At 44.7% G+C, this 21,779-nt stretch carries 23 protein-coding genes; 5 read left to right on the top strand and 18 right to left on the bottom strand.

Annotation, left to right across the window (positions count from 1 at the left end):
- Positions 1-17 precede the first annotated feature (17 nt).
- Positions 18-1,322, bottom strand: coding sequence for an inosine/guanosine kinase (locus AWH66_RS03940; RefSeq protein WP_063605620.1), 1,305 nt, complete (start codon positions 1,320-1,322; stop codon positions 18-20).
- 240 nt (positions 1,323-1,562) lie between these two features.
- On the opposite strand from AWH66_RS03940, the gene mnmA reads away from it, so the two are divergent.
- The 3 genes from mnmA (at position 1,563) to purB (ending at position 4,835) form a co-directional block, all read left to right on the top strand.
- Positions 1,563-2,672 (top strand): tRNA 2-thiouridine(34) synthase MnmA, encoded by a 1,110-nt coding sequence (mnmA, locus tag AWH66_RS03935; protein ID WP_063605621.1) that lies wholly within the window; start codon positions 1,563-1,565, stop codon positions 2,670-2,672.
- A gap of 32 nt (positions 2,673-2,704) precedes the next feature.
- A complete protein-coding gene (gene hflD, locus AWH66_RS03930; RefSeq protein WP_006074097.1) occupies positions 2,705-3,322 on the top strand; it encodes a high frequency lysogenization protein HflD in 618 nt (205 codons plus the stop codon).
- 142 nt (positions 3,323-3,464) lie between these two features.
- Entirely contained in the window at positions 3,465-4,835 is a 1,371-nt protein-coding gene (gene purB / locus AWH66_RS03925) for an adenylosuccinate lyase (RefSeq protein WP_063605622.1), read from the top strand.
- Positions 4,836-4,933: 98 nt separating this feature from the next.
- On the opposite strand, the gene AWH66_RS03920 is transcribed toward purB, so the two are convergent.
- The 9 genes from AWH66_RS03920 to htpX form a co-directional block, all read right to left on the bottom strand.
- The gene (locus AWH66_RS03920) at positions 4,934-5,458 is read right to left on the bottom strand and encodes a DUF3833 domain-containing protein (protein WP_063605623.1); all 525 of its coding nucleotides are present in this window, start codon (positions 5,456-5,458) and stop codon (positions 4,934-4,936) included.
- Positions 5,455-6,012 (bottom strand): chalcone isomerase family protein, encoded by a 558-nt coding sequence (locus tag AWH66_RS03915; RefSeq protein ID WP_083399948.1) that lies wholly within the window; start codon positions 6,010-6,012, stop codon positions 5,455-5,457. Before AWH66_RS03915 ends, AWH66_RS03920 begins: the two co-directional genes overlap by 4 nt.
- Complete coding sequence (locus tag AWH66_RS03910; protein ID WP_063605624.1) at positions 6,002-6,517, bottom strand: DUF2878 domain-containing protein; 516 nt, start codon at positions 6,515-6,517, stop codon at positions 6,002-6,004. Before AWH66_RS03910 ends, AWH66_RS03915 begins: the two co-directional genes overlap by 11 nt.
- A gap of 35 nt (positions 6,518-6,552) precedes the next feature.
- Entirely contained in the window at positions 6,553-7,809 is a 1,257-nt protein-coding gene (locus AWH66_RS03905; RefSeq protein WP_063605625.1) for an SAM-dependent methyltransferase, read from the bottom strand.
- 12 nt (positions 7,810-7,821) lie between these two features.
- Positions 7,822-8,619 carry a DUF1365 domain-containing protein gene (locus AWH66_RS03900; protein ID WP_063605626.1) on the bottom strand — a complete coding sequence of 266 codons (798 nt, stop codon included), beginning with the start codon at positions 8,617-8,619 and terminating at the stop codon, positions 7,822-7,824.
- Positions 8,619-9,911, bottom strand: a complete 1,293-nt coding sequence (locus AWH66_RS03895; protein WP_063605627.1) for an NAD(P)/FAD-dependent oxidoreductase — start codon at positions 9,909-9,911, stop codon at positions 8,619-8,621. The genes AWH66_RS03900 and AWH66_RS03895 overlap by 1 nt, the downstream gene beginning before the upstream one ends.
- A gap of 20 nt (positions 9,912-9,931) precedes the next feature.
- Entirely contained in the window at positions 9,932-10,672 is a 741-nt protein-coding gene (locus AWH66_RS03890) for an SDR family NAD(P)-dependent oxidoreductase (protein WP_063605628.1), read from the bottom strand.
- Entirely contained in the window at positions 10,672-11,091 is a 420-nt protein-coding gene (locus AWH66_RS03885) for a nuclear transport factor 2 family protein (protein WP_063605629.1), read from the bottom strand. The genes AWH66_RS03890 and AWH66_RS03885 overlap by 1 nt, the downstream gene beginning before the upstream one ends.
- Positions 11,092-11,265: 174 nt before the next feature.
- On the bottom strand, positions 11,266-12,141 hold the full coding sequence (gene htpX / locus AWH66_RS03880; protein WP_063605630.1) for a protease HtpX: 876 nt from the start codon (positions 12,139-12,141) through the stop codon (positions 11,266-11,268).
- Positions 12,142-12,529: 388 nt separating this feature from the next.
- Between htpX and AWH66_RS25865 the strand changes: the two genes are divergently transcribed.
- Positions 12,530-12,697 carry a hypothetical protein gene (locus tag AWH66_RS25865; RefSeq protein WP_006074074.1) on the top strand — a complete coding sequence of 56 codons (168 nt, stop codon included), beginning with the start codon at positions 12,530-12,532 and terminating at the stop codon, positions 12,695-12,697.
- A gap of 54 nt (positions 12,698-12,751) precedes the next feature.
- Here AWH66_RS25865 and bioD read toward each other — a convergent pair whose 3' ends face one another.
- From bioD to bioB, 4 genes are read right to left on the bottom strand one after another with little or no spacing between them, the layout of a single operon-like run.
- Positions 12,752-13,435, bottom strand: coding sequence for a dethiobiotin synthase (bioD, locus tag AWH66_RS03875; RefSeq protein WP_063605631.1), 684 nt, complete (start codon positions 13,433-13,435; stop codon positions 12,752-12,754).
- Complete coding sequence (bioC, locus tag AWH66_RS03870; protein ID WP_063605632.1) at positions 13,432-14,235, bottom strand: malonyl-ACP O-methyltransferase BioC; 804 nt, start codon at positions 14,233-14,235, stop codon at positions 13,432-13,434. Before bioC ends, bioD begins: the two co-directional genes overlap by 4 nt.
- Positions 14,236-15,390: an 8-amino-7-oxononanoate synthase gene (locus AWH66_RS03865; protein WP_063605633.1), complete on the bottom strand. Its 1,155-nt coding sequence runs from the start codon at positions 15,388-15,390 to the stop codon at positions 14,236-14,238. It lies immediately after the preceding gene.
- Positions 15,374-16,426, bottom strand: coding sequence for a biotin synthase BioB (gene bioB / locus AWH66_RS03860; protein ID WP_063605634.1), 1,053 nt, complete (start codon positions 16,424-16,426; stop codon positions 15,374-15,376). Before bioB ends, AWH66_RS03865 begins: the two co-directional genes overlap by 17 nt.
- A 120-nt stretch (positions 16,427-16,546) precedes the next feature.
- On the opposite strand from bioB, the gene bioA reads away from it, so the two are divergent.
- Positions 16,547-17,824 carry an adenosylmethionine--8-amino-7-oxononanoate transaminase gene (gene bioA, locus AWH66_RS03855; protein WP_063605635.1) on the top strand — a complete coding sequence of 426 codons (1,278 nt, stop codon included), beginning with the start codon at positions 16,547-16,549 and terminating at the stop codon, positions 17,822-17,824.
- 73 nt (positions 17,825-17,897) lie between these two features.
- Here bioA and AWH66_RS03850 read toward each other — a convergent pair whose 3' ends face one another.
- From AWH66_RS03850 to lolA, 4 genes are all read right to left on the bottom strand, one after another.
- Positions 17,898-18,164 carry a DksA/TraR family C4-type zinc finger protein gene (locus AWH66_RS03850; RefSeq protein WP_063605636.1) on the bottom strand — a complete coding sequence of 89 codons (267 nt, stop codon included), beginning with the start codon at positions 18,162-18,164 and terminating at the stop codon, positions 17,898-17,900.
- A gap of 216 nt (positions 18,165-18,380) precedes the next feature.
- The gene (gene serS, locus AWH66_RS03845; protein WP_063605637.1) at positions 18,381-19,688 is read right to left on the bottom strand and encodes a serine--tRNA ligase; all 1,308 of its coding nucleotides are present in this window, start codon (positions 19,686-19,688) and stop codon (positions 18,381-18,383) included.
- A gap of 103 nt (positions 19,689-19,791) precedes the next feature.
- Entirely contained in the window at positions 19,792-21,081 is a 1,290-nt protein-coding gene (locus tag AWH66_RS03840) for a replication-associated recombination protein A (protein ID WP_276204911.1), read from the bottom strand.
- A 68-nt stretch (positions 21,082-21,149) separates the two neighbouring features.
- Positions 21,150-21,767 (bottom strand): outer membrane lipoprotein periplasmic chaperone LolA, encoded by a 618-nt coding sequence (gene lolA, locus AWH66_RS03835; RefSeq protein WP_063605639.1) that lies wholly within the window; start codon positions 21,765-21,767, stop codon positions 21,150-21,152.
- Positions 21,768-21,779 lie beyond the last annotated feature (12 nt).

The raw sequence follows: 21,779 nt of genomic DNA, 5'->3' as shown, positions 1-21,779 counted from the left end.
CTTTCGGCGCTTTTTTATTATCGTTCCCAATATGCCTCTTCAAGGCTATCTTCTTTCTCTGGCAGACCACGAGAAAGACGTGGAGAATGCTGGACCAGCACTTCATAGCTTGCTCGGTTTGAGTATTTGCATACTTGTGAGAAAGAAGAGTAAGTAAGATATGGATGTTGGTGCTTACTTGAGTTTGGCACATTTTCTTTATGGTATTTATTCGCTGCCATATCGTGCAGTAATGCGGATAAAGCTGCGTCGCCCGCACCATTGGTATTCTTGATTTTTTCTGGCCCACCCATATAAGGAGCAATATGTGAATAAACTTTCGTAGGATTTTCACATGCAGATTTTATAGCCGGCCGACTAAATTCATATCGGTTAAATTCAGCAATACACCCTGGTAATAATGGTAAAGAAGTTTCTCTTTTTGCGGCGTCCTCTGTATAACCGGCCATAAATAAACCGATTGGTCCAGCAGTACATAAAACAAGATCAACCCAATCAAGTGCTTTATCCGCAGCAGCCAATGGATCTTTTTCACCTGTTAATGCTTCAGCCTCATCCTCATTCATAGCAACAACCGAAACATGCTGTTTCAAAAAGTCTTGCCAATATTCCGGATCATCTTGAATAACGAAGCGAGTTCCCAACGTTAATACCACAGGTACGTCATATTTCTTCGCATATTCTATTGCCTGCATGGTTGCTTCTGGCATTGGGTCGCCATCTTTGCAACGAACTAGGTAGGCTGTTAATACCAATGCCGAGGCTTTCTTGAAAATTCTCTCAGGAATACTGTCCGCACGAAGTTGATTCATTTGACCTTCGCTAATTGCAAAAGTTCGCTCACCGTCTTCAGTAATTAACGTAAAACAACGTCCAATGGCACCATCGACGCCTTGCAAATAGTTTAAGTCCATACGGCTAGAGGTATTACATAGATATCGATAGCCATAACTACCGATTCGGATATCAGCACTCATTACACCTAACAATACAGATTTGTCATCTGCCAACACGGAAAAGTTATGTAATGTATTCCCTATTGTGCCCCCAGCAAACTCATTGGTAATAAGCTCTTGCTCTTTCAGTTCGTTATACAGATTTTCAGCTGCTTGGTCATCAATAACCAAAGAGTGCCCTTTGCTCAGTCCAAATTTATCAATAACACTACTATCCACTCGCGCTTCTATATCAACTAGAGTTTGGTCAATACCGATAATATGGGTTCTCGACATCTTTTTGCTAGTTTGAGATTGGCTGACTAATGGATCACGAGCGTGAACCGGAAAGTAATGCTTCGATTTTCTTTGGCCGGGGAATTTCATAAGGATATCTTCGTAACAGGAAACTAAGGGCGACAATTCTAACTCTGTATAGTTTACCTCGGCAACATAGGCAAACTTAGCAAACGTTTACGCTACGATTTTTTTATCACTGGCCTTGTTTTTCACTCTATTTGTACACACATTCATGCTCTTAGAAAGTGTGATTTAGTTCGCGGATCTGTATTGCGCCTTCGGTTTCTGCTAGAATCTGCGTCCAATTGATATAGGTGGTATTTTAACATGTCTGATAACAGCCAAAAGAAAGTGATTGTCGGTATGTCCGGCGGTGTAGACTCCTCTGTTTCTGCCTACCTTCTGAAACAGCAAGGCTACCAAGTAGAAGGCCTGTTCATGAAGAACTGGGAAGAAGATGATAATGAGGAATATTGTACTGCAGCGGAAGATTTAGCCGACGCACAAGCGGTCTGTGATAAGTTAGGTATCCACCTACATACGATAAACTTTGCTGCTGAATACTGGGATAATGTATTCGAGTATTTCTTGGCAGAATACAAAGCGGGTCGTACACCCAACCCAGATATTCTTTGTAACAAAGAAATCAAATTTAAAGCATTTTTAGAATTTGCAGACGAAGTTCTCGATGCTGACTATATCGCAATGGGTCACTACGTTAGCCGTACCTTCCCTGAAAACGGTGAAAAGCCGCAAATGCTTCGCGGTTTGGACAGTAACAAAGACCAGAGTTACTTCCTTTACACATTAAGTCACGACCAAGTGGCTCGTAGCTTGTTCCCTGTAGGCGAGTTAGAGAAACCAGAAGTGCGTCGCATCGCCGAAGAGCAAGGCTTAATTACCGCGAAGAAAAAGGACTCGACAGGTATTTGTTTTATTGGTGAGCGCAAATTTACAGACTTCTTGTCTCGCTATTTGCCAGCACAACCGGGTAAAATTGAAACACCGGAAGGTAAAGTCATTGGTGAACACCAAGGTCTGATGTACCACACATTGGGTCAACGTAAAGGGTTACATATTGGGGGCCAAAAAGGTGGCGGCGGTAACGAAGATCCATGGTATGTTGCTGAAAAAGATCTTGAGCGTAATGTATTGATTGCGGTTCAAGGTGCTGATCATCCGTTACTTAAATCAAACGGACTGCGTGCATCTCAACTTCATTGGGTGAGTCGCGAAGCGATTAAAGAACCAGTGCAATGCACAGTGAAAACGCGCTACCGTCAACAAGATATCCCTTGTACGATTATCCCAATTGACGATGACAACATTAAGGTTATCTTTGATGAACCACAAGTAGCTGTCACTCCGGGACAGTCTGCTGTCTTCTATAGCAACAATGTTTGCTTGGGCGGCGGTATCATCGAAGAGCGTATCTAACATTTTTTAGTTTATTATCTTAGGAGAGCTACGTGGCTAATACACTTTATGACCGTACAATAGCATTTGCAGGAATATGCCAAGCCGTTGCCCTTGTTCAACGTGTTGCTAAAGACGGTTACTGTGATTCAGACGCGTTCGAAACTTCTATCAAAGCCATTACCAACATGAACCCATCCAGTACTTTGGATGTATTTGGTGTTGAATCCGACCTTAAAGTTGGACTCGAGTGTTTGGTAAAAGGCATTGATAGCACACCAAGCGGAAGTGAGATTACTCGTTACATCATCAGCCTAATGGCACTAGAGCGTAAACTGAACGGACGTAATGATGCCATGTCTCAACTTGGTGACCGATTACAAATGGTCAGTCGTCAACTTGAGCACTATGAGCTTCTTGACGAGCAGATGATCAGTAATTTAGCTAGCGTTTATTTGGATGTCATTAGTCCGATTGGTCCTAGAATTCAAGTGACAGGCACTCCTGCAGTACTGCAACAAACAGGCACCCAGCAAAAGGTGCGCGCGCTTCTGTTGTCGGGTATCCGTAGCGCAGTGCTTTGGCGACAGGTAGGTGGCAAACGACGTCACCTCGTGTTCGGTCGTAAGAAAATGATCGAACAAGCTCAGATTCTACTCGCTAGAATGTAATCATCGACTCGCGACCTTGTCGCGAGTTATTTTTTCCTACCAAAATAAATTTAGCGCAAACGTTTGCGCAATATTCGTGACAAATGCCGCAGTTATTGGTATAAAGCTCACGAAATTTAGAAACCCAATTCAGGAGAACATCATGGAACTGTCAGCATTGACTGCTGTTTCACCAGTAGACGGCCGTTACGGTAGTAAGACAACTGCACTTCGCAGCATCTTTAGTGAGTTTGGCCTACTAAAGTACCGCTCTATCGTTGAAATTCGTTGGTTGCAAAAACTAGCAGCAACGGATGCGATCAAAGAAGTTCCAGCATTCAGTGCCGAAGCTAACCAGTTTCTTGATGAGCTAGCCGCTAACTTTAGCGAAGAAGATGCGGCGCGTATTAAAGAGATCGAGCGCACTACTAACCACGATGTAAAAGCGGTTGAGTACTTCCTAAAAGAGAAAGTCGCTGGCGTTCCTGAACTGCACGCGGTAAACGAGTTCATCCACTTTGCATGTACTTCTGAAGATATCAACAACACGTCTCATGCTCTTATGCTTAAAGAAGCACGCGATACTGTGGTTCTTCCTGAGATCCGCAATATCATCGATGCGATCAGCAAACTAGCTGAAGAGTACCGTGACATTCCTTTGCTTTCACGTACCCACGGCCAACCTGCCTCACCTACTACTATGGGTAAAGAGATGGCAAACGTTGCTTACCGTATGGAGCGTCAATACAAGCAAATCGAAGCTGTAGAAATCCTAGGTAAGATTAATGGCGCGGTTGGTAACTACAACGCTCACCTATCTGCTTACCCTGAGTTGGATTGGCACAAATTTAGTGAAGAGTTCATTACTGAATCTCTAGGCGTAACTTGGAACCCTTACACGACTCAGATTGAACCACACGATTACATTGCAGAGTTGTTTGACGCTATTGCTCGTTTCAACACTATCCTAATTGACTTTGACCGTGACGTATGGGGTTACATCGCTCTTGGCCACTTCAAGCAAAAAACGATTGCTGGTGAAATCGGCTCTTCAACTATGCCTCACAAAGTTAACCCAATCGACTTTGAAAACTCGGAAGGTAACCTAGGCCTAGCCAATGCTGTGTTCGCTCACCTAGCACAGAAACTGCCAGTTTCTCGTTGGCAACGTGACCTTACTGACTCCACGGTACTTCGTAACCTAGGTGTTGGTTGTGGTTATGCCATCATCGCTTATACGTCGACACTAAAAGGCATCAGCAAGCTTGAAGTTAACCGTGAAGCACTTCTTGCTGAGTTAGACAAAAACTGGGAAGTACTTGCAGAGCCAGTACAAACGGTTATGCGTCGTTACGGTATCGAAAAACCTTACGAGAAACTAAAAGAGTTAACTCGTGGTAAGCGCGTAGATGGCGAAGCAATGCGCAGCTTCATCGATGGCCTGGAATTGCCAGAAGAAGAGAAAGCACGCTTGAAGTTAATGACGCCGGCTAACTACATCGGTCAAGCAATCGAGCTCACCGATAAACTGTAATCATTAATCAATACATAAACTCAAAAAGGCTGCTTATATTGCAGCCTTTTTTGTGGAGATCATCAACGATAAGTGTTCTAGACTGCCGCTATTGAGTTCTACTGTTTTTGGAAAAACAGTGTGATCTTTCCTAACTCGATACCAAACTTGCGGATGCTCGTTAGGTTAAATACATGCTTATCATCTTGGCGATACAACCAATCATCGAATGCCACGGTATAGGTTGAGCCATCAACCTTGAGTTCGAAGTCGTACTGCCATTGTAAAGCGTTGCCTTCTTCCTTACCGATTGCCGCACCAATGATGTCATCGGCTACCCCGCGATATGAACCATCTTTGAGCTTTTCAATGGTCCAAATCCTTTGGTCAATTTCCCCGTCATCAAAAACGAAGTCTTCAACTAGGACAAGCTTATTGTTCTGCACTGTGCCGACAATAGTGACGTCAAAGCGTCGGTTCTGTTTATTGGTATAGTCTTGAACCATTCCCCAAGCTTTTGTCTCTCCTTCAAAGTACCCGAACAAGTCAAATCTTGGGTCGCTGTTTTTATAATCTGGCAGGTCTGCACTACAGGCACCTAACATGAGTACAAGCGGCAGTGTAAGCCAACGAAATAACGTCATCTATTCATCCCTATTAGTTGGGCTCTGAGTTTCGGATACTGGCTATTTGGAGCTAGCCAAATACCAAGGAAGCCGTCGTTCAACGACTCATCATCTATAGACCCTACCAGCTGAAGTGGTTTCTGATTCGTAAGATAATAGAATTTGCCCGATGTTCCATCACTGACATAAATGAGCTGCTGTCCATCTGAAACACTTGGGAAAATATCGTATAACTTGGCAATCCATTGATTTCTTGTCGCTTTATCGACACCCATTTTTTGCCATTGGTCTAGCGTCGCATCTAAAAGTTGTTGTCGACTGATGTCTCTTTGGTACTGAATTCTTAATGCTATGGGATGGGGAGAAACATCTTCTGACACTTCGTATATACCTTGAGGTGCAAGCAATTGAGAACGATAGACGTCAAAGAACAACCAACTTAATTGCGCCTCCCCAACGACTTGCCACTGGCCCCACGCTTGATAACTGACGGGGGAATCTTTGGAGGCGACTGCGTTATGAGAACTCAGTAACAAGCTCAGCACGACCGCCAAAATCATCTTATGTTTCATGAGTCCAACTTCTCTCGTTTGGTCTTGGATATCGCACAATTATGTAAACGATTAAGACCCATTCAATAAAAAGGATTCCGAGAGTGACCTGCATCGAGTAATGCGTAGTTACAGCCCCAAGCTTAAAACCCGCCAAGTAACTAATCGCTCCACCGAATCCACCAATTATTGATACGAGCAGAATTGGGTAAGACGTCAAAAAAGTTTTCAAATAAAACGCATACCAAGAAAAAATTAACCAAAGCGCCATGAGCCATACTGGCAAAACATGAGTGTCGAACACAAGTAGACTAGCGAACATGTTCAGACTATCAATAACTAGGCCAGCGACAACCAACAGCGACAGTTGCAATAAGCGAAGGTTTAGCATTCGATACGAAATCAAAATCGTGACAATACTCAATGTCAGCGCTAGCCACTGAAACCTTGTTTGACCAATGACTGACAGTAACCAGATCACCTGAAACCAACTACTGATAATGAGAAGTTTCCACCCTGGTGACATGTTGTGACCTCCCCTATTTAGCATCAAACGTTTTATTAACGACCACGCTGGAATGTAATATGAACAGTACTGATACTTTTTGCCCTAAACCCGCCTTCGCAATAACAAAAATAGTAGCGCCACATACGGATAAATCGCTCGTCGTAGCCCAAGGATCTGACTCTCTCTAATGATGCTTCAAACCTTAGACGCCAATCCACCAATGTCTTCGCGTAATCCAAGCCAATATCAAACAGATCTCTCACGATGAGATCCGTGTGCTTAGTACTGTTAGTGGTGAGCGCTGTGATGGAGGGCAAGAAGCCCCCTGGGAAAATGTACTTCTGAATAAAGTCGACATTATCGGCATAGTAATCGTATCGCTGATCAGCAATAGTAATAGCCTGAATCGCCATCAAACCTTGGGGCTTTAGTAAAGACTGGCACTTTTGTAGATAGGAAACTAAGTATTGCTTACCAACTGCTTCAATCATTTCGATGGAAACAAGCTTATCGAATTCTCCCTCGAGTAAGCGATAGTCTTGCTTCAAGAGAGTAATCTTATCTTCGAGTCCTGCTTTTTCGACCTGCTGTTTTGCGTAATCAAACTGCTCATCAGAAATAGTGGTTGTGGTGACGTGACATCCATAGTGTTTGGCCATATAGATCGCCATACCGCCCCACCCTGTGCCTATTTCTATTACGTGATCTTCCGGTACCAATTGCAATTGCTGACAAAGCCGTTCCATTTTATTGAGTTGGGCTTGTTCTAGCGTGTCTGTCGGACTTACATAAATGCCCGAAGAGTAAAGCATTCTCTCATCGAGAAATGTCTCATAAAGACTGTTACCCAAGTCGTAATGCGCTTGAATATTCTCTTTTGACTTAGTGACCGTATTACGGTTCACCCAATGCCCGAGTTTATACATTACTTTCGTGAGTAGACTCGATTGGTCTTCAATAGAATCAAGAGCGGCTAGGTTGACCGCCATCAATTCCATTAAAGCGGACAAATCAGGGCTATCCCACCAATCATCCATGTACGCTTCACCCGCTGCTATACTACCTCCTTGGATTAGTCGACGGTAAAACTCTGGGTGTTTCACTTCGATAATCGCCGTCGGTTCCCCGCCTTTGGGTTTACCAAAGCGTTCACCAACATGTTTGCCGACACTTCCTTCTTCTTGAAAGCTCTCTATGATGGTTAAACAACCAATCTCTAGCTTGTATAAACATTTGAATGCAATACTTTTCGCGGTTTTTTGTAAACCAGTTAGGGCTCTAGGCGCCTCTATAGAGGTCGTATTTAACATGTTGAATTCTCCCTAATTCTTTGAGTTCGTATGCTGCGAAAATTCGTCAGAAGGAGCTGAATGAGCCGAAGCCTTCTTGGGTTTAGAGTGGTCATAGATGGGTGTTCCTTTAAGCCATAGCTTTAAGGCGTGCCAATATATCCCCATCACGACTTTCACCGTCATAATTGGGGTTTTGACCAGTTGCCGGATTAAATTTTTTGAGGTAAACGCACGCCCTTTCATTGACAAAGTGGCATCAAACACTTTCTCTGACTTGTGACACGCTAAGTACACAAACAAGCGCTGCCCTAGCGGCTTCAGACGCCACTGATACTGCTGATCCAAAGGATTAAACGGAGAAACGTGGAATGCCTTGTCATGGCGCCAATTTTGATGGTTTACGCCCTTGTCAGCCTCTATGGCGTAATAGTGCCTTTCATTCCAAGGGGTGTTACTTACTTCTGCCAACAGATAACGCCAGTTATCCTCATCATCATAAAGGTAATAGAAGTTGACCGGACTGAAATACAGACCGAGATATCTCAGATGGCAAACCGCAACCACTCTGCCCTTGACTCTTTCACCAGTCAGTTCTTCAACTTTATTTTGCACCGCCAACTTCAAATCACCTTCACCTAAGTAGTCTTCTCGGCGAAATCGAGCCCAATGCCACCAACGTTCCCCAAAACCCCATACTTTTTGCTGCAAGCAACCAAGCTCATCCAAATCGATAGCAGGCATAAACAACGGATAATCTAAATGGTGCTTGGTAGGCGTATAGCGACGATGCGCTACGTGCCCAACCATAAGTTGGCTGTTGGAAACCATCACGCAGCTCCTCGTGCAGAGCCGGAATCATCGTCAACACCGGTTAAGATACCTTCAACTACGTCTAACGCACTCTTCACTCCATCTTCATGGAATCCGTTGTACCAATAAGCTCCGCAAAACCAAGTGTTATTTTGTCCCCACAGTTCTTCTCTATGTTGCTGTGCTTCGATACTTTGGGTCGTAAACACTGGGTGGTTGTAGTTGAAGGTCCTGAGGATTTTGGAGCGGTCAATCACGTTAGATGAATTGAGCGACACACAGAATGTCGTATCAGAGTCAATATGCTGAAGAATATTCATGTCATAGGTCAATGTCGGCAAGCGAGCTTGTTCATCCTCCGAGCCATCTAACGCGTAGTTCCACGACGCCCATGCAGACTTTCTCACTGGAAGTAGACTTTCATCGCAATGCAGCACTACTTCATTTGATTGATACTCCATAGCACCAAGAATCGATAACTCGGATTGTGTCGGCTCGGCAAGCATCGTTAACGCTTGGTCGCTATGACAAGCAAAAACCACTCTGTCAAAACGTTCTGACTTGCCATTAGACGTTACTGTAACACCAGCAGAATCGCGAGAAACCGACGTGACAGGGGAGCTCAATCGGATCTGATCTGCAAAGCCCTGGGTCAGCGGACCGATATAACTGCGAGATCCACCTTCAATCACATACCACTGCGGTCTATTAACCACATCAAGCAAACCATGATTTAGGAAAAAGCGTAGAAAGAAACCAAGCGGGAATGCTCGCATATCGGCTAGAGTCGAGGACCAAATCGCAGCGCCCATTGGCAAGATGTAGTTTTGAGTGAAATAATCAGAGAAACGATGATGACTTAAAAAGTCGCCTAGCGTTTGAGTTGCTAGCAGGGATTTTTCTGATTCCGCAGACGATTTAGCAAGCTTGTTGAACCTTAATATTTCAAAGATAAAGCGGTAAAAGGTCGGGCTGAGTAGATTGCGTTTTTGGGCGAACAAGGTTGATAGTGTATGACCGTTGTACTCTAAGCCCGTGGCTGCATTCTTGACGCTAAAACTCATTTGTGTGGGAATACCCTTTACTCCAACCTCATCCATCATTCTCATAAAATTAGGATAAGTTCTATCGTTATAAACGATAAATCCAGTATCGATGGCATAGGACTTTCCTTGTACCTCAACGTCCACTGTGGCGGTATGACCACCAATGTAATCATTGGCTTCAAACAGAGTTACATCGTGATGGTTATGTAGATAGTAACCACACGTTAAGCCTGAAATTCCTGTACCGATAATTGCTATTTTCATAGAAGAATGTCCTATACCTATCACGATTTATTAAGCAAACGTGTTACTAATTTAGTTTGTAAGCCATAAGGTAAGATACCAACAAGGCGAAGAGTCCATGTGAAGCGCTTGGGGAAATAAATGTAGGCGGATCGTTTAACTATTCCATTTTGAATCGCATTTGACGCTTCTTCTACCGATACCATCATCGGCATATCAAAATCGTTTTTATCCGTAAGTGGGGTTTTCACAAATCCAGGGAAAACACAGCTGATGGCAACCCCTTTGTTTTTCCAATCGAGCTGTAGAGTGCGCACTAAATAGGTGACAGCGGCTTTCGAAGCACCGTAAGCTTCAGCACGAGGCAGAGCCAACTCGCCCGCTATTGAACTGACGACCACAACATGATGTTCCGATGACAATCTTGTCTGCATTTGTTCCAGTACATTCACGGTCCCCATCACATTGACTGTGATCACTCGCTCTATCAACGCTGCGTCAATCACCCCTTCATCGATGTATTCGCAGTCACCAGCATTGACTATCCACAGCGTTGGAACTTGTTCAATCTTGCTAAATGCCTGCGCTACCGCTTCCCTATCGGTTACGTCAAACGAAAGTGGAACGATATTCTCTCTCCCCGCTTGTAACGAATGAAGTTTCGCCTCTGAACGCCCGCAGGCGTAGACAAGATAACCTTTTTCAGCATAATCATTAGCTAACTGCCATCCTATGCCCGATGACGCGCCAGTAATGAAGACGGATTGATGCGAGTGCTCCATTACTTACCCAACCTCTGTTTAATGTTTTTAATCACAAAACCGAGTAACGGTATGTTTTCGTAAAGCATTTCCCCTAGATCGAAGTAATCCCGATGAAAGATGACTCGATCCCCGCTGAAACGAATGTGACTAACTCCATTTACTTCAACGGCTTCTCCCCCATTAAGCTTGGGATGCTGTAACTGCATGGTCCAAGTGAGAAAACCTGAATCTTCTACCTGTTGATGATGACGAATGTCAAAATCACATTTGATGACATTGGTATACAAAGAATCGAAATAAGCGGAAAGCTGCTCCCACCCCTCTAAGCGATGAGCTGAGTCCTCAAACACCACATCCTTGTGATAAATCTGTTCAAGAAGATGCAGGTTGTTCTTGTTTAGCTTCTGATACACCTCGCTAACTATTTCTATATTCATAACAACCCTTAATTCGTTTTTTCAAAAGTCTTTAAAGTACAAGCTAGTACAGCCTGAAAGTTATACAAGATTTGGAAAGTACAACTTTTTGTATAAGTGTTACGGTGGGGAGGTTTGAAAGGATCAAAAAAAAAGCTTGGAAATTTTTCCAAGCTTTTTAACAAGTTCTAAGAATTAGTACTGTTGATTTCTTAACGCATCAATACGCTTTTCTAGTGGCGGGTGGCTCATTAGAAGTTCGGTCATCGATCGCTTACCGTTGATGCCAAATGCCATCATCGAACCTTCAAGATGAGACTCTTGGCTCATTTTCAATCTTTCTAGTGCTGCAATCATCTTCTGTTTGCCAACAAGACTTGCCGCCCCCGAATCCGCATGGAACTCACGATGGCGGCTATACCACATAGTGATAAAGCTCGCTAGGAAGCCAAACACCAGTTCAAGCACCATAGAAACACCGAAGTACACCATCATGTTAGTGCCGCCTTCGCCTTCATCGCTGTTATTGTTTGACGCAACAATATTAGCGATAAAGCGAGATAGGAAGATAACGAAGGTATTCACGACACCTTGCATTAGCGTCATAGTAACCATGTCGCCGTTCGCGATATGGCTAACTTCGTGGGCAAGTACAGCTTCTGCTTCGTCTCGTGTCATATTGTGTAATAGGCCGCTAGACACAGCCACCAACGAGTCATCTCTCTTTGCACCCGTCGCAAATGCGTTAATATCTGGAGAATCATAAATCGCAACGGTTGGCATACCGATGCCCGCCTGCTGAGATTGTCGACTGACTGTTTCTAGTAACCAATGCTCTGTTTCATTACGAGGGCTTTCGATCACCATCCCACCAACTGAACGTAGCGCCATTTTCTTTGACATCATCAAAGAGATGAATGAGCCGCCAAATCCAAATACTGCCGCCATGACTAATAAACCCGACAGACTGCCCGGTTGCATGCCAGTAACTGCATAGACAATGTTAAGGACAACACTTAACACTAGAACCACAGCAAGGTTAGTTGCTAGGAAGAGTAATACTCGCTTCATTCACATTTCTCCAAATTAAGAAGCTTGATTATGACGAAAATGCCATTTTGCTTATAGTTTTAGTCAAAGTTCTACGGCCCAAGTTTGAGATCCGTGTGGCATTTTTCGATTTCACTATATACATATAGTCTTAGATTTAAAAATCAAGGTTAAGCTTTAAATTGAAACAAACGGTTAATATCTTGATTACTTCATAAACTATAAGCTCATGAAATAACAGAGATGCACATCAACCACATCAAAATGCAATTATATGCATAATATATATTGAGCTAAGATTTCATTGTGATTGATGAAAAGGTCTTAGACTTTGGTCGTATTGTGAGTGATAAGCGTGCGAGTTAAAGTCCAGTGAGATTGAACACTCCATGTCGAAAAGGAAAATACCATGGTAGAGAACAACAACTTTCAGATGGCAATTGATTTGCTTTGCTGCCACCTCGGTATCAGCGAAGACGAAGCTCGTGAGCAACTAGGTATTCAAGACACTACTGAGCTAGACATTCATCTTATGGAAACTCAGTCTGCACTTATGGGCCTATCGGAAGATAAGTAACTTCCTACATGTTATCTAATTAAAAAGGGCTGTCACAATGACAGCCCTTTGCATTTATATGCTTTCGAGTACATCTAACTTGATGTATTTGCCTAAGTCTCGCTTCTTACAGCCAGGAACGTAAGGCACCTCCCCTAACTTGGGCGCATCAATTTTATTTTCTAGCATCTCTATAATTTCAGCGTAATGCTCAACGCCTGGATTTACGCGGTTAGCCACCCATCCGACTAATTCAAGACCATCCGCTTTAATCGCTTCAGCAGTAAGCATAGCGTGGCTCAAACAGCCCAATTTAATACCCACGACCAAGACAACCGGTAACTTTTCTTGTTGAACCCAAGTCGACAGACAATCGTCTTTCGAAACTGGTACGCGCCAACCACCAGCGCCTTCAACTAACACAAAGTCACTGTTTTCTTTATGCAGGTGTAAGGTTGTAGAGAGCTTGTCGTAACTAATTACTTCATCATCAGCTATCGCAGCAATATGCGGCGACGCAGGTAACGAAAGCGCATAAGGATTGACTAAGTCGTAGTCGATATCTTGATTCGCAGCCGCTTGAAGATGTAACGCATCTGAATTTCTCAGACCGTGTTCTGTAATTTCGCATCCTGCTGCGACAGGCTTATACCCTATCGTTGATTTTCCTTGTGCACCTACAGCACTTAATATCGCTTTTGATACAACGGTTTTCCCAACTTCAGTATCCGTACCGGCAATAAATAGTGCTTTCATCATAATGCAACTGACCCCAAACAAATTTGATAACTAGCAGGTAGCAACCCATCTTGGTTTGCGTATTTTTGATATTCCATTTCAAGTGCCCTTAGAGCCTGTTTACCAGTAAACCCTTTTGAGCGACCTTCTACGTGATTGGCTCCTATGCCTTTCAAGTCCTTCATCAAACCAAGTGCGGTGCGATACCACATAACCATTTCCGGCAAGTCTAGTTGATGGTCACGACATCCAGATTGCGCTAACGCAATTTTTACCTGATTCAACGTCGTAAAGTCGTTTACATGTTGATATGCATCAATTTTACCCCATGACCTCTTTAGTTCTTTAAGAGAACCATCAATAAGAGATGAGAAGAATACAGCACCACCGGCTCTGGTAACGCGCTTCATCTCTCGCAGCGGTATCGACAAATCCGCACACCACTGTAAAGCCAAGCTGGAGACTACATAGTCAAATTCAGCTGACGTAAAAGGTAGCTGCTCAGCGTCTGCCAATTGATAAGTCACATTTTCGATACCACAACGACGTTGAGCCTCAGTTAACATCTCAGCGGAGAGATCAGCACAAACCACCTCAGCGCCTCTAAGCAGCAACTGCTGTGCGCAGTATCCCGTTCCACAGCCAAGATCGAGCACTCTGCATCCAGATAAGTCATTGGGCAGTTTGTCCAACAAACGGTCCGCTACTTTTCGTTGCAGTTCAGCATGCTGGTCATAATGCTCCGCAGCACGTCCAAATGCGGCGGAAATTGCATCTTTATTGGGTAATGGAGCATGCAAATGAGCTAACACTTCGGTCATTTATCCTTCCTCCGAAAAACGTGTCAATTGGTTGGCAAGCATGAGCACATCTTGATGCTGATGCGACGCAGAGAGAGTAATACGCAGCCTTGCACTTTCTCTGGGTACCGTTGGAGGACGAATAGCCGTGGTCCACACACCTTTTTCTTTTAAAGAAGAACAAAGCGCTAAAGCGCGAGCTGAGTCACCGACAACCCAAGGCTTAATTGGCGTAGAGGTGGAAACATATTCTGGGCAATCGCTTAACAGCTCCTCAAACATGGCAGACAATTCCATCCATTTTTCTCTGCGCCAATGTTGCGTTTGAATCATTGACAGGGCCTGTAACAGCGCTCGGGCATGAGCTGCTGAAAATGCCGTTGAATAAATGTAGTGACGAGCAAATTGGGTTAGATATTGGCCCATTTCTTCTGAGCAAAGTATTGCCGCACCATTAAGACCAAACGCTTTGCCAAACGTCACGACTAATATCTCTGGCTTGAGTTCACTGATCCCACAGGCTCCCAATCCATTGTCGCCAATAACCCCAATGCCATGAGCATCGTCGACCATCGACAACATACCGCGCGTCTGGCAAATTCCGACAAACGCTTCGATATCGGATAGATCGCCATCCATACTAAACACACTCTCGGTGACCGCAAGTGTTGAACGCTCAGCTCTAGCCAATGACTCTAGATGGGCAAGATCGTTATGACGAAAGCGCTTCATATCTGCGCCACAAAGCGAACCAGCTTCCATCAGTGAGGCATGATTGAGTCTATCTTGAAGTAACAAATCCCCTTTCGTTAATAGCGTGAGCAGCAGCGCTTGATTCGCGGCATAACCTGACGAAAAAAACAGTGCAGTATCAAAACCCAGCCATTCAGTAAGCGCAGATTTCAATGACTCATGCTGTGCAGAGTAACCCGTTACTAAAGGAGAGGCTCCACTACCCACTCCAAGCTCTCCAATGGCTTGTTGATAGCTGTGTTTGAGCTCAGAACTTGACGCCAGACCTAAATAGTCATTGGAAGAGAAGTTAAGGAATGACTGACCGTCTTTATGAAAAACAGATTGATTCCCTGACTCCAATGTTTGGACAGAGCGAAGCAAATTGCTCCGCTCCCTTTCCATTAGAGCATCCGAGATTCGCTGGTTAAACGCTCGCGTCATAGAACAAATCGTCTTTTGTTGGACGCGCAGCAACACGCTCTACTACTCTATCTAGTAATTCGCTTTCTTGGATTTCATCTGGCTTTTGCGATGTCTCTTCACGATTGATACCCAACTTCTTAAACAATTGAAGGTCGGTGTCTTCATCTGGATTAGGGGTCGTCAGCAACTTACAACCATAAAACACTGAGTTTGCTCCCGCCATGAAACACAGGGCCTGCATTTGCTCATTCATGTTTTCTCGCCCAGCAGACAAACGCACTGCTGACTTCGGCATCATAATACGGGCAATCGCAATAAGACGGATGAAGTCAAATGGCTCTACGTCATCCACTTCTTCTAACGGCGTGCCTTTTACTTTTACCAACATATTGATGGGTACACTTTCTGGTTGCACTGGTAAGTTGGCTAACTCCATCAGCAGACCCGCGCGGTCATTAGCACTCTCTCCCATACCAATAATGCCCCCTGAGCAAATCTTCATACCAGCATCACGAACATGGCTAAGTGTGTCTAAGCGGTCTTGGTAAGTTCTTGTGGTAATGATGTTGCCGTAAAATTCAGGTGAGGTATCAAGATTGTGGTTATAGTAGTCAAGTCCAGCCTCAGCTAAGTGACTTGCTTGGTCTGGCGTTAGCATCCCTAAGGTCATACAGGTTTCTAAACCCATATCTTTCACGCCTTTAATCATATCAGTTAGCAAAGGCATATCGCGCTCTTTGGGGTTTTTCCATGCAGCCCCCATACAGAATCGCGTTGAGCCAGCATTTTTCGCTTTTTTAGCCGCATCTAGTACACGCTCCACTTCCATCAAGCGTTCAGATTCTACGTCTGTTTTGTAACGTGCACTTTGGGGACAATATTTACAGTCCTCTGGGCACGCACCGGTTTTAATCGACAGCAAAGTGCTCACTTGGACGTGATTCGTTTGTTGATACTGCCTGTGCACCAACTGCGCCTCAAACAGCAGATCCATAAAGGGTTTGTTCATCAACGCTTGCACTTCGGCATGGGTCCAATCATGTCGTACTTCCACTGGTTTATCCTTTGCTCACTTATAATTAGTCTTGGCTAGTGTACTGACAAGCGGTACACTGTCAACACCGACCACACCAACAAGTTTACACTTGGTTAACTTTTAATCAGAGCTTATTCCATGGATTTAGAGTTTGATAAACAGCATATCTGGCACCCTTACACTTCTACCCTTAACCCATTAACTTGCTATCCCGTTATCTCTGCTAATGACGTACTTCTTAAACTAGAAAATGACCTTGAACTCGTGGATGGCATGTCTTCTTGGTGGTCTGCGATACACGGGTATAACCACCCAAAACTCAATCAAGCTTTGATTCAACAAAGTGAAAAGATGGCTCATGTCATGTTTGGTGGCATTACTCACCAACCCGCAATCGACGTCAGCAAACGACTGTTAGCACTGGCGCCTGATAATCTCGAGCACATTTTCTTAGCTGACTCTGGTTCGGTCTCAGTTGAAGTAAGTTTAAAGATGGCTCTGCAATATTGGCATGCAAAGGGCGAAAGCCGACCTAAGTTCCTGACGTTAAGTCACGGTTACCATGGTGATACTTTTGCGGCTATGTCAGTGACTGATCCCAATAACTCAATGCACAGTTTGTATAAAGGGTTTCTTCCGGAACATATTTTTGCGAAATCGCCAACGATCGGTTTTGGCGAGCAGTGGGATGAGGCCGATATTACCGACTTTAAAGCAAAGATTGACCTGCACCACCGCGAGATCGCCGCAGTAATCCTTGAACCTATTGTTCAAGGCGCTGGGGGGATGCGAATTTACCATCCTACGTTTCTTTCCCGAGTGCGCGAGCTCTGCGACCAATACGGTATTTTGCTGATTTTGGATGAAATCGCTACGGGCTTTGGAAGAACAGGAAAACTGTTTGCCTGTGAGCACGCCAATGTCCAGCCGGACATTATGTGCGTTGGCAAAGCACTAACTGGCGGCTATATGACTTTGTCCGCTACACTCACGTCGAAGCATGTCGCTGATACTGTATGTGGTGGGGAAGCAGGCTGTTTTATGCACGGGCCTACTTTTATGGGGAACCCTTTGGCTTGCGCTGTTGCTTCAGCCAGCTTAGAGCTCATTGCAGAGAACCACTGGCAACATCAAGTCAGCAGTATTGAAGCACTGTTTGCTGAGCTACTCCCTGCCTTAACTCGCCACCAACAAGTTGAGAACGTGCGTTGGCTTGGCGCAATTGGTGTGGTTGAAACCAAACACCCCGTAAATATGGAAGTGATTCAGAAGCATTTCGTCGAACAAGGGGTTTGGATCCGACCTTTCGGCAAGTTGATCTATATGATGCCACCTTACATAAGCCAGCCGGAACATATTGACGCCTTAGTTAAGGCGATTGATTTAGCGTTGGAAAATGAAGCTTGCTTCATTTAATCAAGCGCAGGATAACGTGCACTGAAAAGCGGTTTGACGCTTGGTTTCAAACCGCTTTGTATATCGATGATAATTAACGTAATTGGCTATCTTTACTTGCCCGACGATTAAACAACGCCTGACGTTGAGTCAAGTGCTCTAGCGATTGCTGACATTGAACGCAAAATCTAACACCCTTGATCGCTATGCGTCTCGCTTCAGGAATTGACTCCCCACACTCATCACAATAAAGCGCACTTTCTCCGCGACTCGTCGCGCTTCTTACCCGTGAAATCTCATCGTCAATGGTATTTTGAATTTGTTGGCTGACACTATCGTCATTTGCCCACCCTACGGCCATATGCCCTCCTCAATTAGGTCGAGAAATGAATACTTACCGTTGTAAGGCGGACATTATAACTATTAGGCTTAAGTTAATAATCCGTCGAAATTAGGAAAGACTATTACATTGGTGTAATAGTTACACCAGACGTCGCGTAGCTATACAAGGGGAAAGTAGACTTCCAGATATAAAAAAGCCCAGCAATGCTGGGCTTAGTAATTAGTAGGTTATGCATTAACCGATATGCGTTGCGCCACTCATGTACTTCTGAAGAACCGCTGGAATCGCGATACGACCATCTGCTTCTTGGTTGTTCTCTAGGATAGCAACCATAGTACGGCCAACCGCTAGACCAGAACCGTTCAGAGTGTGCACCAGCTCAGGCTTCTTCTCACCTTTACGGCGGAAGCGAGCTTGCATGCGACGAGCTTGGAAGTCCCACATGTTTGAGCAAGAAGAGATCTCACGATACGTCTCTTGCGCAGGAACCCAAACTTCAAGATCGTAAGTTTTACGAGCACCGAAGCCCATGTCACCAGTACAAAGTACCACTTTACGGTATGGAAGTTCTAGCAACTGAAGTACTTTCTCAGCATGACCTGTTAGCTCTTCAAGCGCGTTCATTGAATCTTCTGGCTTCGTGATTTGTACTAGTTCAACTTTATCAAACTGGTGCATACGAATCAGACCACGAGTGTCACGACCATAGGAACCCGCTTCAGAACGGAAACAAGGCGTGTGCGCCGTCATCTTAAGTGGCAAGTCCGCCTCTTCAGAGATGGTGTCACGAACTAGGTTTGTCACTGGCACTTCTGCTGTCGGGATAAGAGACAGTTTACGTGGCTCTTCATCGCTCGCTTTTTCAGTTAGTGGCTCAGTGTGGAAAAGGTCTTTACCAAACTTAGGTAGCTGACCTGTACCAAACAGGCTGTCCGCGTTCACTAGGTAAGGAACGTACATTTCTGTATAGCCGTGTTCTTCCGTGTGAAGATCCAGCATGAACTGAGCAATTGCACGGTGAAGGCGAGCAAATTGGCCTTTCATAACGATAAAGCGTGCACCAGTAATCTTCGTTGCGCTAGCAAAGTCTAGACCATCACCCATCTCACCAAGATCAACGTGATCCTTAACATCAAAGTCGTAAGACTTAGGCTCACCCCAACGTGAGATTTCTACGTTGTCGTTCTCATCTTTACCTTGAGGAACGTCGTCCGCTGGCAAGTTAGGGACAGACAGTGTGATGTCTTCAAGTTGAGCCATTACCGCTGTGAGCTCTTCTTTCTTCGCTTCAAGATCGCTACCCAGTGTACCGATCTGCTTTTTGATCTCTTCAGCGCCTTCTTTGTCGCCTGCAGCCATTTTCTGACCGATCTGCTTGGAAATGGAGTTACGCGTGGATTGTAAATTCTCAACTTCTACTTGAATGGACTTACGTTGTTCTTCAAGTTTACGGATAGTCTCTACGTCTAGCTTGAAGCCGCGACGTGCTAATTTTTCAGCTGTTTCATCCAGCTCTGTACGAAGTAATTTAGAATCCAGCATTGCCAATCCTATGCTTTTTAGTTGTGAATACCTCTACAACTGATTACTTTCCAACCAGTTGTAGATATTGATTTGTTAACCGGATAAAGATAACTAAAAGCCACTACTTTTCATAGCGCTTTTGTGGGCTTTTTGCGTCTAAATCCGCCAGATAATCTAACTTTTCGCCAATTTTGGTTTCGAGACCACGATTTGTTGGCTGATAATAGCGAGTTCCTTCCATTTCGGGCGGAAGATATCGTTCACCAGCCGCATACGCACCCGGCTCGTCGTGAGCGTAGCGATACTCTGCTCCATACCCCATATCTTTCATCAGTGAAGTCGGTGCATTTCTAAGATGATGCGGGACTTCATATTCTGGTAGGTTATGGGCGTCAGTTAAAGCCTGTTTCCACGCGGTATACACGGCGTTACTTTTTGGAGCGCATGCCAAATAGACAATCGCTTGAGCGATGGCCCTCTCACCTTCTGCTGGCCCGACACGAGTAAAACAGTCCCATGCGGATAGTGCAACTTGCATCGCTCTAGGGTCAGCGTTACCTACATCCTCTGACGCAATGGCTAATAGGCGGCGTGCGATATAGAGAGGGTCACAACCCGCCGCTATCATGCGTGCAGACCAATAAAGCGCCGCATCTGGATTTGACCCTCTAATGGACTTATGTACCGCAGAAATCAAGTCGTACCAGATATCGCCTTTATTATCGAAGCGATTGACTTTCTCGCCTGCGACTTCCGCTAATAGAGCTAACGTAATGTCCTTCTCACCCTGCGCATTATCTTCGGCCATATCGTAGAGTAGCTCTAGGTAGTTCAGCGACATACGCGCGTCACCATTAACCAGCTCTGCTAAACACTCTAGAACGTTGTCATGGAAATTTGCCGCGATACTTCCCAAGCCTCGCTTTTCATCATCTCTTGCTTGCTCCAATACCAATAAAATATCGGTTTTGTCCAAAGACGTCAGTTTGTAGACTCGAGCTCGAGATAATAGTGCGTTGTTAAGCTCAAATGACGGGTTTTCGGTGGTCGCGCCAATAAACGTCACTGTGCCATCTTCAATATGAGGTAGAAACGCATCTTGTTGGCTTTTGTTAAAACGATGGACCTCGTCCACAAACAGAATCGTTCGTTTACCGGCAAGCTTATTCTCACGAGCTCTTTCGATAGCCGCACGAATATCTTTGACTCCTGACGTCACTGCCGAGACTCTTTCTACTTCTGCATCCGCATAATTTGCAGCCACTTCAGCTAGGGTCGTTTTACCTGTACCTGGTGGGCCCCAAAGAATCATTGAGTGCAATTGACCCGCTTCAAGTGCACGTCGAAGCGGTTTACCCACACCCAGAATGTGTTGCTGACCAATATATTGCTCAACATTTTCTGGGCGCATTCTAGCAGCAAGGGGACGAAAATCTTCGTCCCCTGAAAAGTCAAAACTGAAATTACTCACGCAATCTCCTAGTTCCTTTGGTCGTCCACTTCGACGCCATTAGGAATCACAAAGGTAAATCGATCGGCAGAAGGTTTGCCTAACTTAATATTGTCAAACGCAAAGGTCCCTTTCTGACCATCTTGCTCAATAACATTAAAGCCATGCACAATACCTTTGCTATCGATATTAATCTGGAACTGCCCCTGTGTTGAATCAACAGCAGTAGGAATCAGAGTAAATACATCGCCCTTTTGATTGACGTTGTAATTGTCCCAGTCACTGGCGCGATTACGAGTCAATAATACAAACGGGGTTTGCTCGGTCGCTTGCTCCTGATTGTAAATACTGACTTGCTCTATGAATGGGCTGTAGTACCACAAGTTGTTGCCATCTGATACCAGGACATTTTCGTCAGGCATGGTTGTCACCCAGCGGAACATACTAGGCCGTGATATTTCAACGTTGCCCTCGCCTTCCATCACCACCTCACCCTCAGGGCTAGTGACTTTTTGAGTGAAGGTAGCACTAAATCCGTCGTTTAGCTGTAATCTGTCGCTTAGCTCCTGTTGAGGCGTCGCAGTTGCTAGTGCAGAAAAACCTAGCGTGGAAAAGCTCAAAGCGGCGAGCGTTAACCATTTCTTCATGTAGTCTCCTCA

It is taken from the genome of Vibrio barjaei, assembly GCF_001639065.2.
Lineage (GTDB): Bacteria > Pseudomonadota > Gammaproteobacteria > Enterobacterales > Vibrionaceae > Vibrio > Vibrio barjaei.
This window is presented reverse-complemented; position numbering and strand designations above follow the sequence as displayed.

Coding starts and splice junctions, on each gene's coding strand:
- AWH66_RS03850 (WP_063605636.1), bottom strand. CDS start 18,164: ATGGCCGTAGGGTGGGCAAATGACGATAGTGTCAGCCAACAAATTCAA.
- AWH66_RS03905 (WP_063605625.1), bottom strand. CDS start 7,809: ATGTTAAATACGACCTCTATAGAGGCGCCTAGAGCCCTAACTGGTTTA.
- AWH66_RS25865 (WP_006074074.1), top strand. CDS start 12,530: ATGGTAGAGAACAACAACTTTCAGATGGCAATTGATTTGCTTTGCTGC.
- AWH66_RS03920 (WP_063605623.1), bottom strand. CDS start 5,458: ATGACGTTATTTCGTTGGCTTACACTGCCGCTTGTACTCATGTTAGGT.
- bioD (WP_063605631.1), bottom strand. CDS start 13,435: ATGATGAAAGCACTATTTATTGCCGGTACGGATACTGAAGTTGGGAAA.
- AWH66_RS03895 (WP_063605627.1), bottom strand. CDS start 9,911: ATGAAAATAGCAATTATCGGTACAGGAATTTCAGGCTTAACGTGTGGT.
- AWH66_RS03915 (WP_083399948.1), bottom strand. CDS start 6,012: ATGAAACATAAGATGATTTTGGCGGTCGTGCTGAGCTTGTTACTGAGT.
- serS (WP_063605637.1), bottom strand. CDS start 19,688: ATGCTGGATTCTAAATTACTTCGTACAGAGCTGGATGAAACAGCTGAA.
- AWH66_RS03940 (WP_063605620.1), bottom strand. CDS start 1,322: ATGAAATTCCCCGGCCAAAGAAAATCGAAGCATTACTTTCCGGTTCAC.
- AWH66_RS03885 (WP_063605629.1), bottom strand. CDS start 11,091: ATGAATATAGAAATAGTTAGCGAGGTGTATCAGAAGCTAAACAAGAAC.
- AWH66_RS03910 (WP_063605624.1), bottom strand. CDS start 6,517: ATGTCACCAGGGTGGAAACTTCTCATTATCAGTAGTTGGTTTCAGGTG.
- htpX (WP_063605630.1), bottom strand. CDS start 12,141: ATGAAGCGAGTATTACTCTTCCTAGCAACTAACCTTGCTGTGGTTCTA.
- purB (WP_063605622.1), top strand. CDS start 3,465: ATGGAACTGTCAGCATTGACTGCTGTTTCACCAGTAGACGGCCGTTAC.
- AWH66_RS03890 (WP_063605628.1), bottom strand. CDS start 10,672: ATGGAGCACTCGCATCAATCCGTCTTCATTACTGGCGCGTCATCGGGC.
- lolA (WP_063605639.1), bottom strand. CDS start 21,767: ATGAAGAAATGGTTAACGCTCGCCGCTTTGAGCTTTTCCACGCTAGGT.
- AWH66_RS03840 (WP_276204911.1), bottom strand. CDS start 21,081: ATGCGCCCAGAAAATGTTGAGCAATATATTGGTCAGCAACACATTCTG.
- bioC (WP_063605632.1), bottom strand. CDS start 14,235: ATGACCGAAGTGTTAGCTCATTTGCATGCTCCATTACCCAATAAAGAT.
- mnmA (WP_063605621.1), top strand. CDS start 1,563: ATGTCTGATAACAGCCAAAAGAAAGTGATTGTCGGTATGTCCGGCGGT.
- bioA (WP_063605635.1), top strand. CDS start 16,547: ATGGATTTAGAGTTTGATAAACAGCATATCTGGCACCCTTACACTTCT.
- AWH66_RS03865 (WP_063605633.1), bottom strand. CDS start 15,390: ATGACGCGAGCGTTTAACCAGCGAATCTCGGATGCTCTAATGGAAAGG.
- AWH66_RS03900 (WP_063605626.1), bottom strand. CDS start 8,619: ATGGTTTCCAACAGCCAACTTATGGTTGGGCACGTAGCGCATCGTCGC.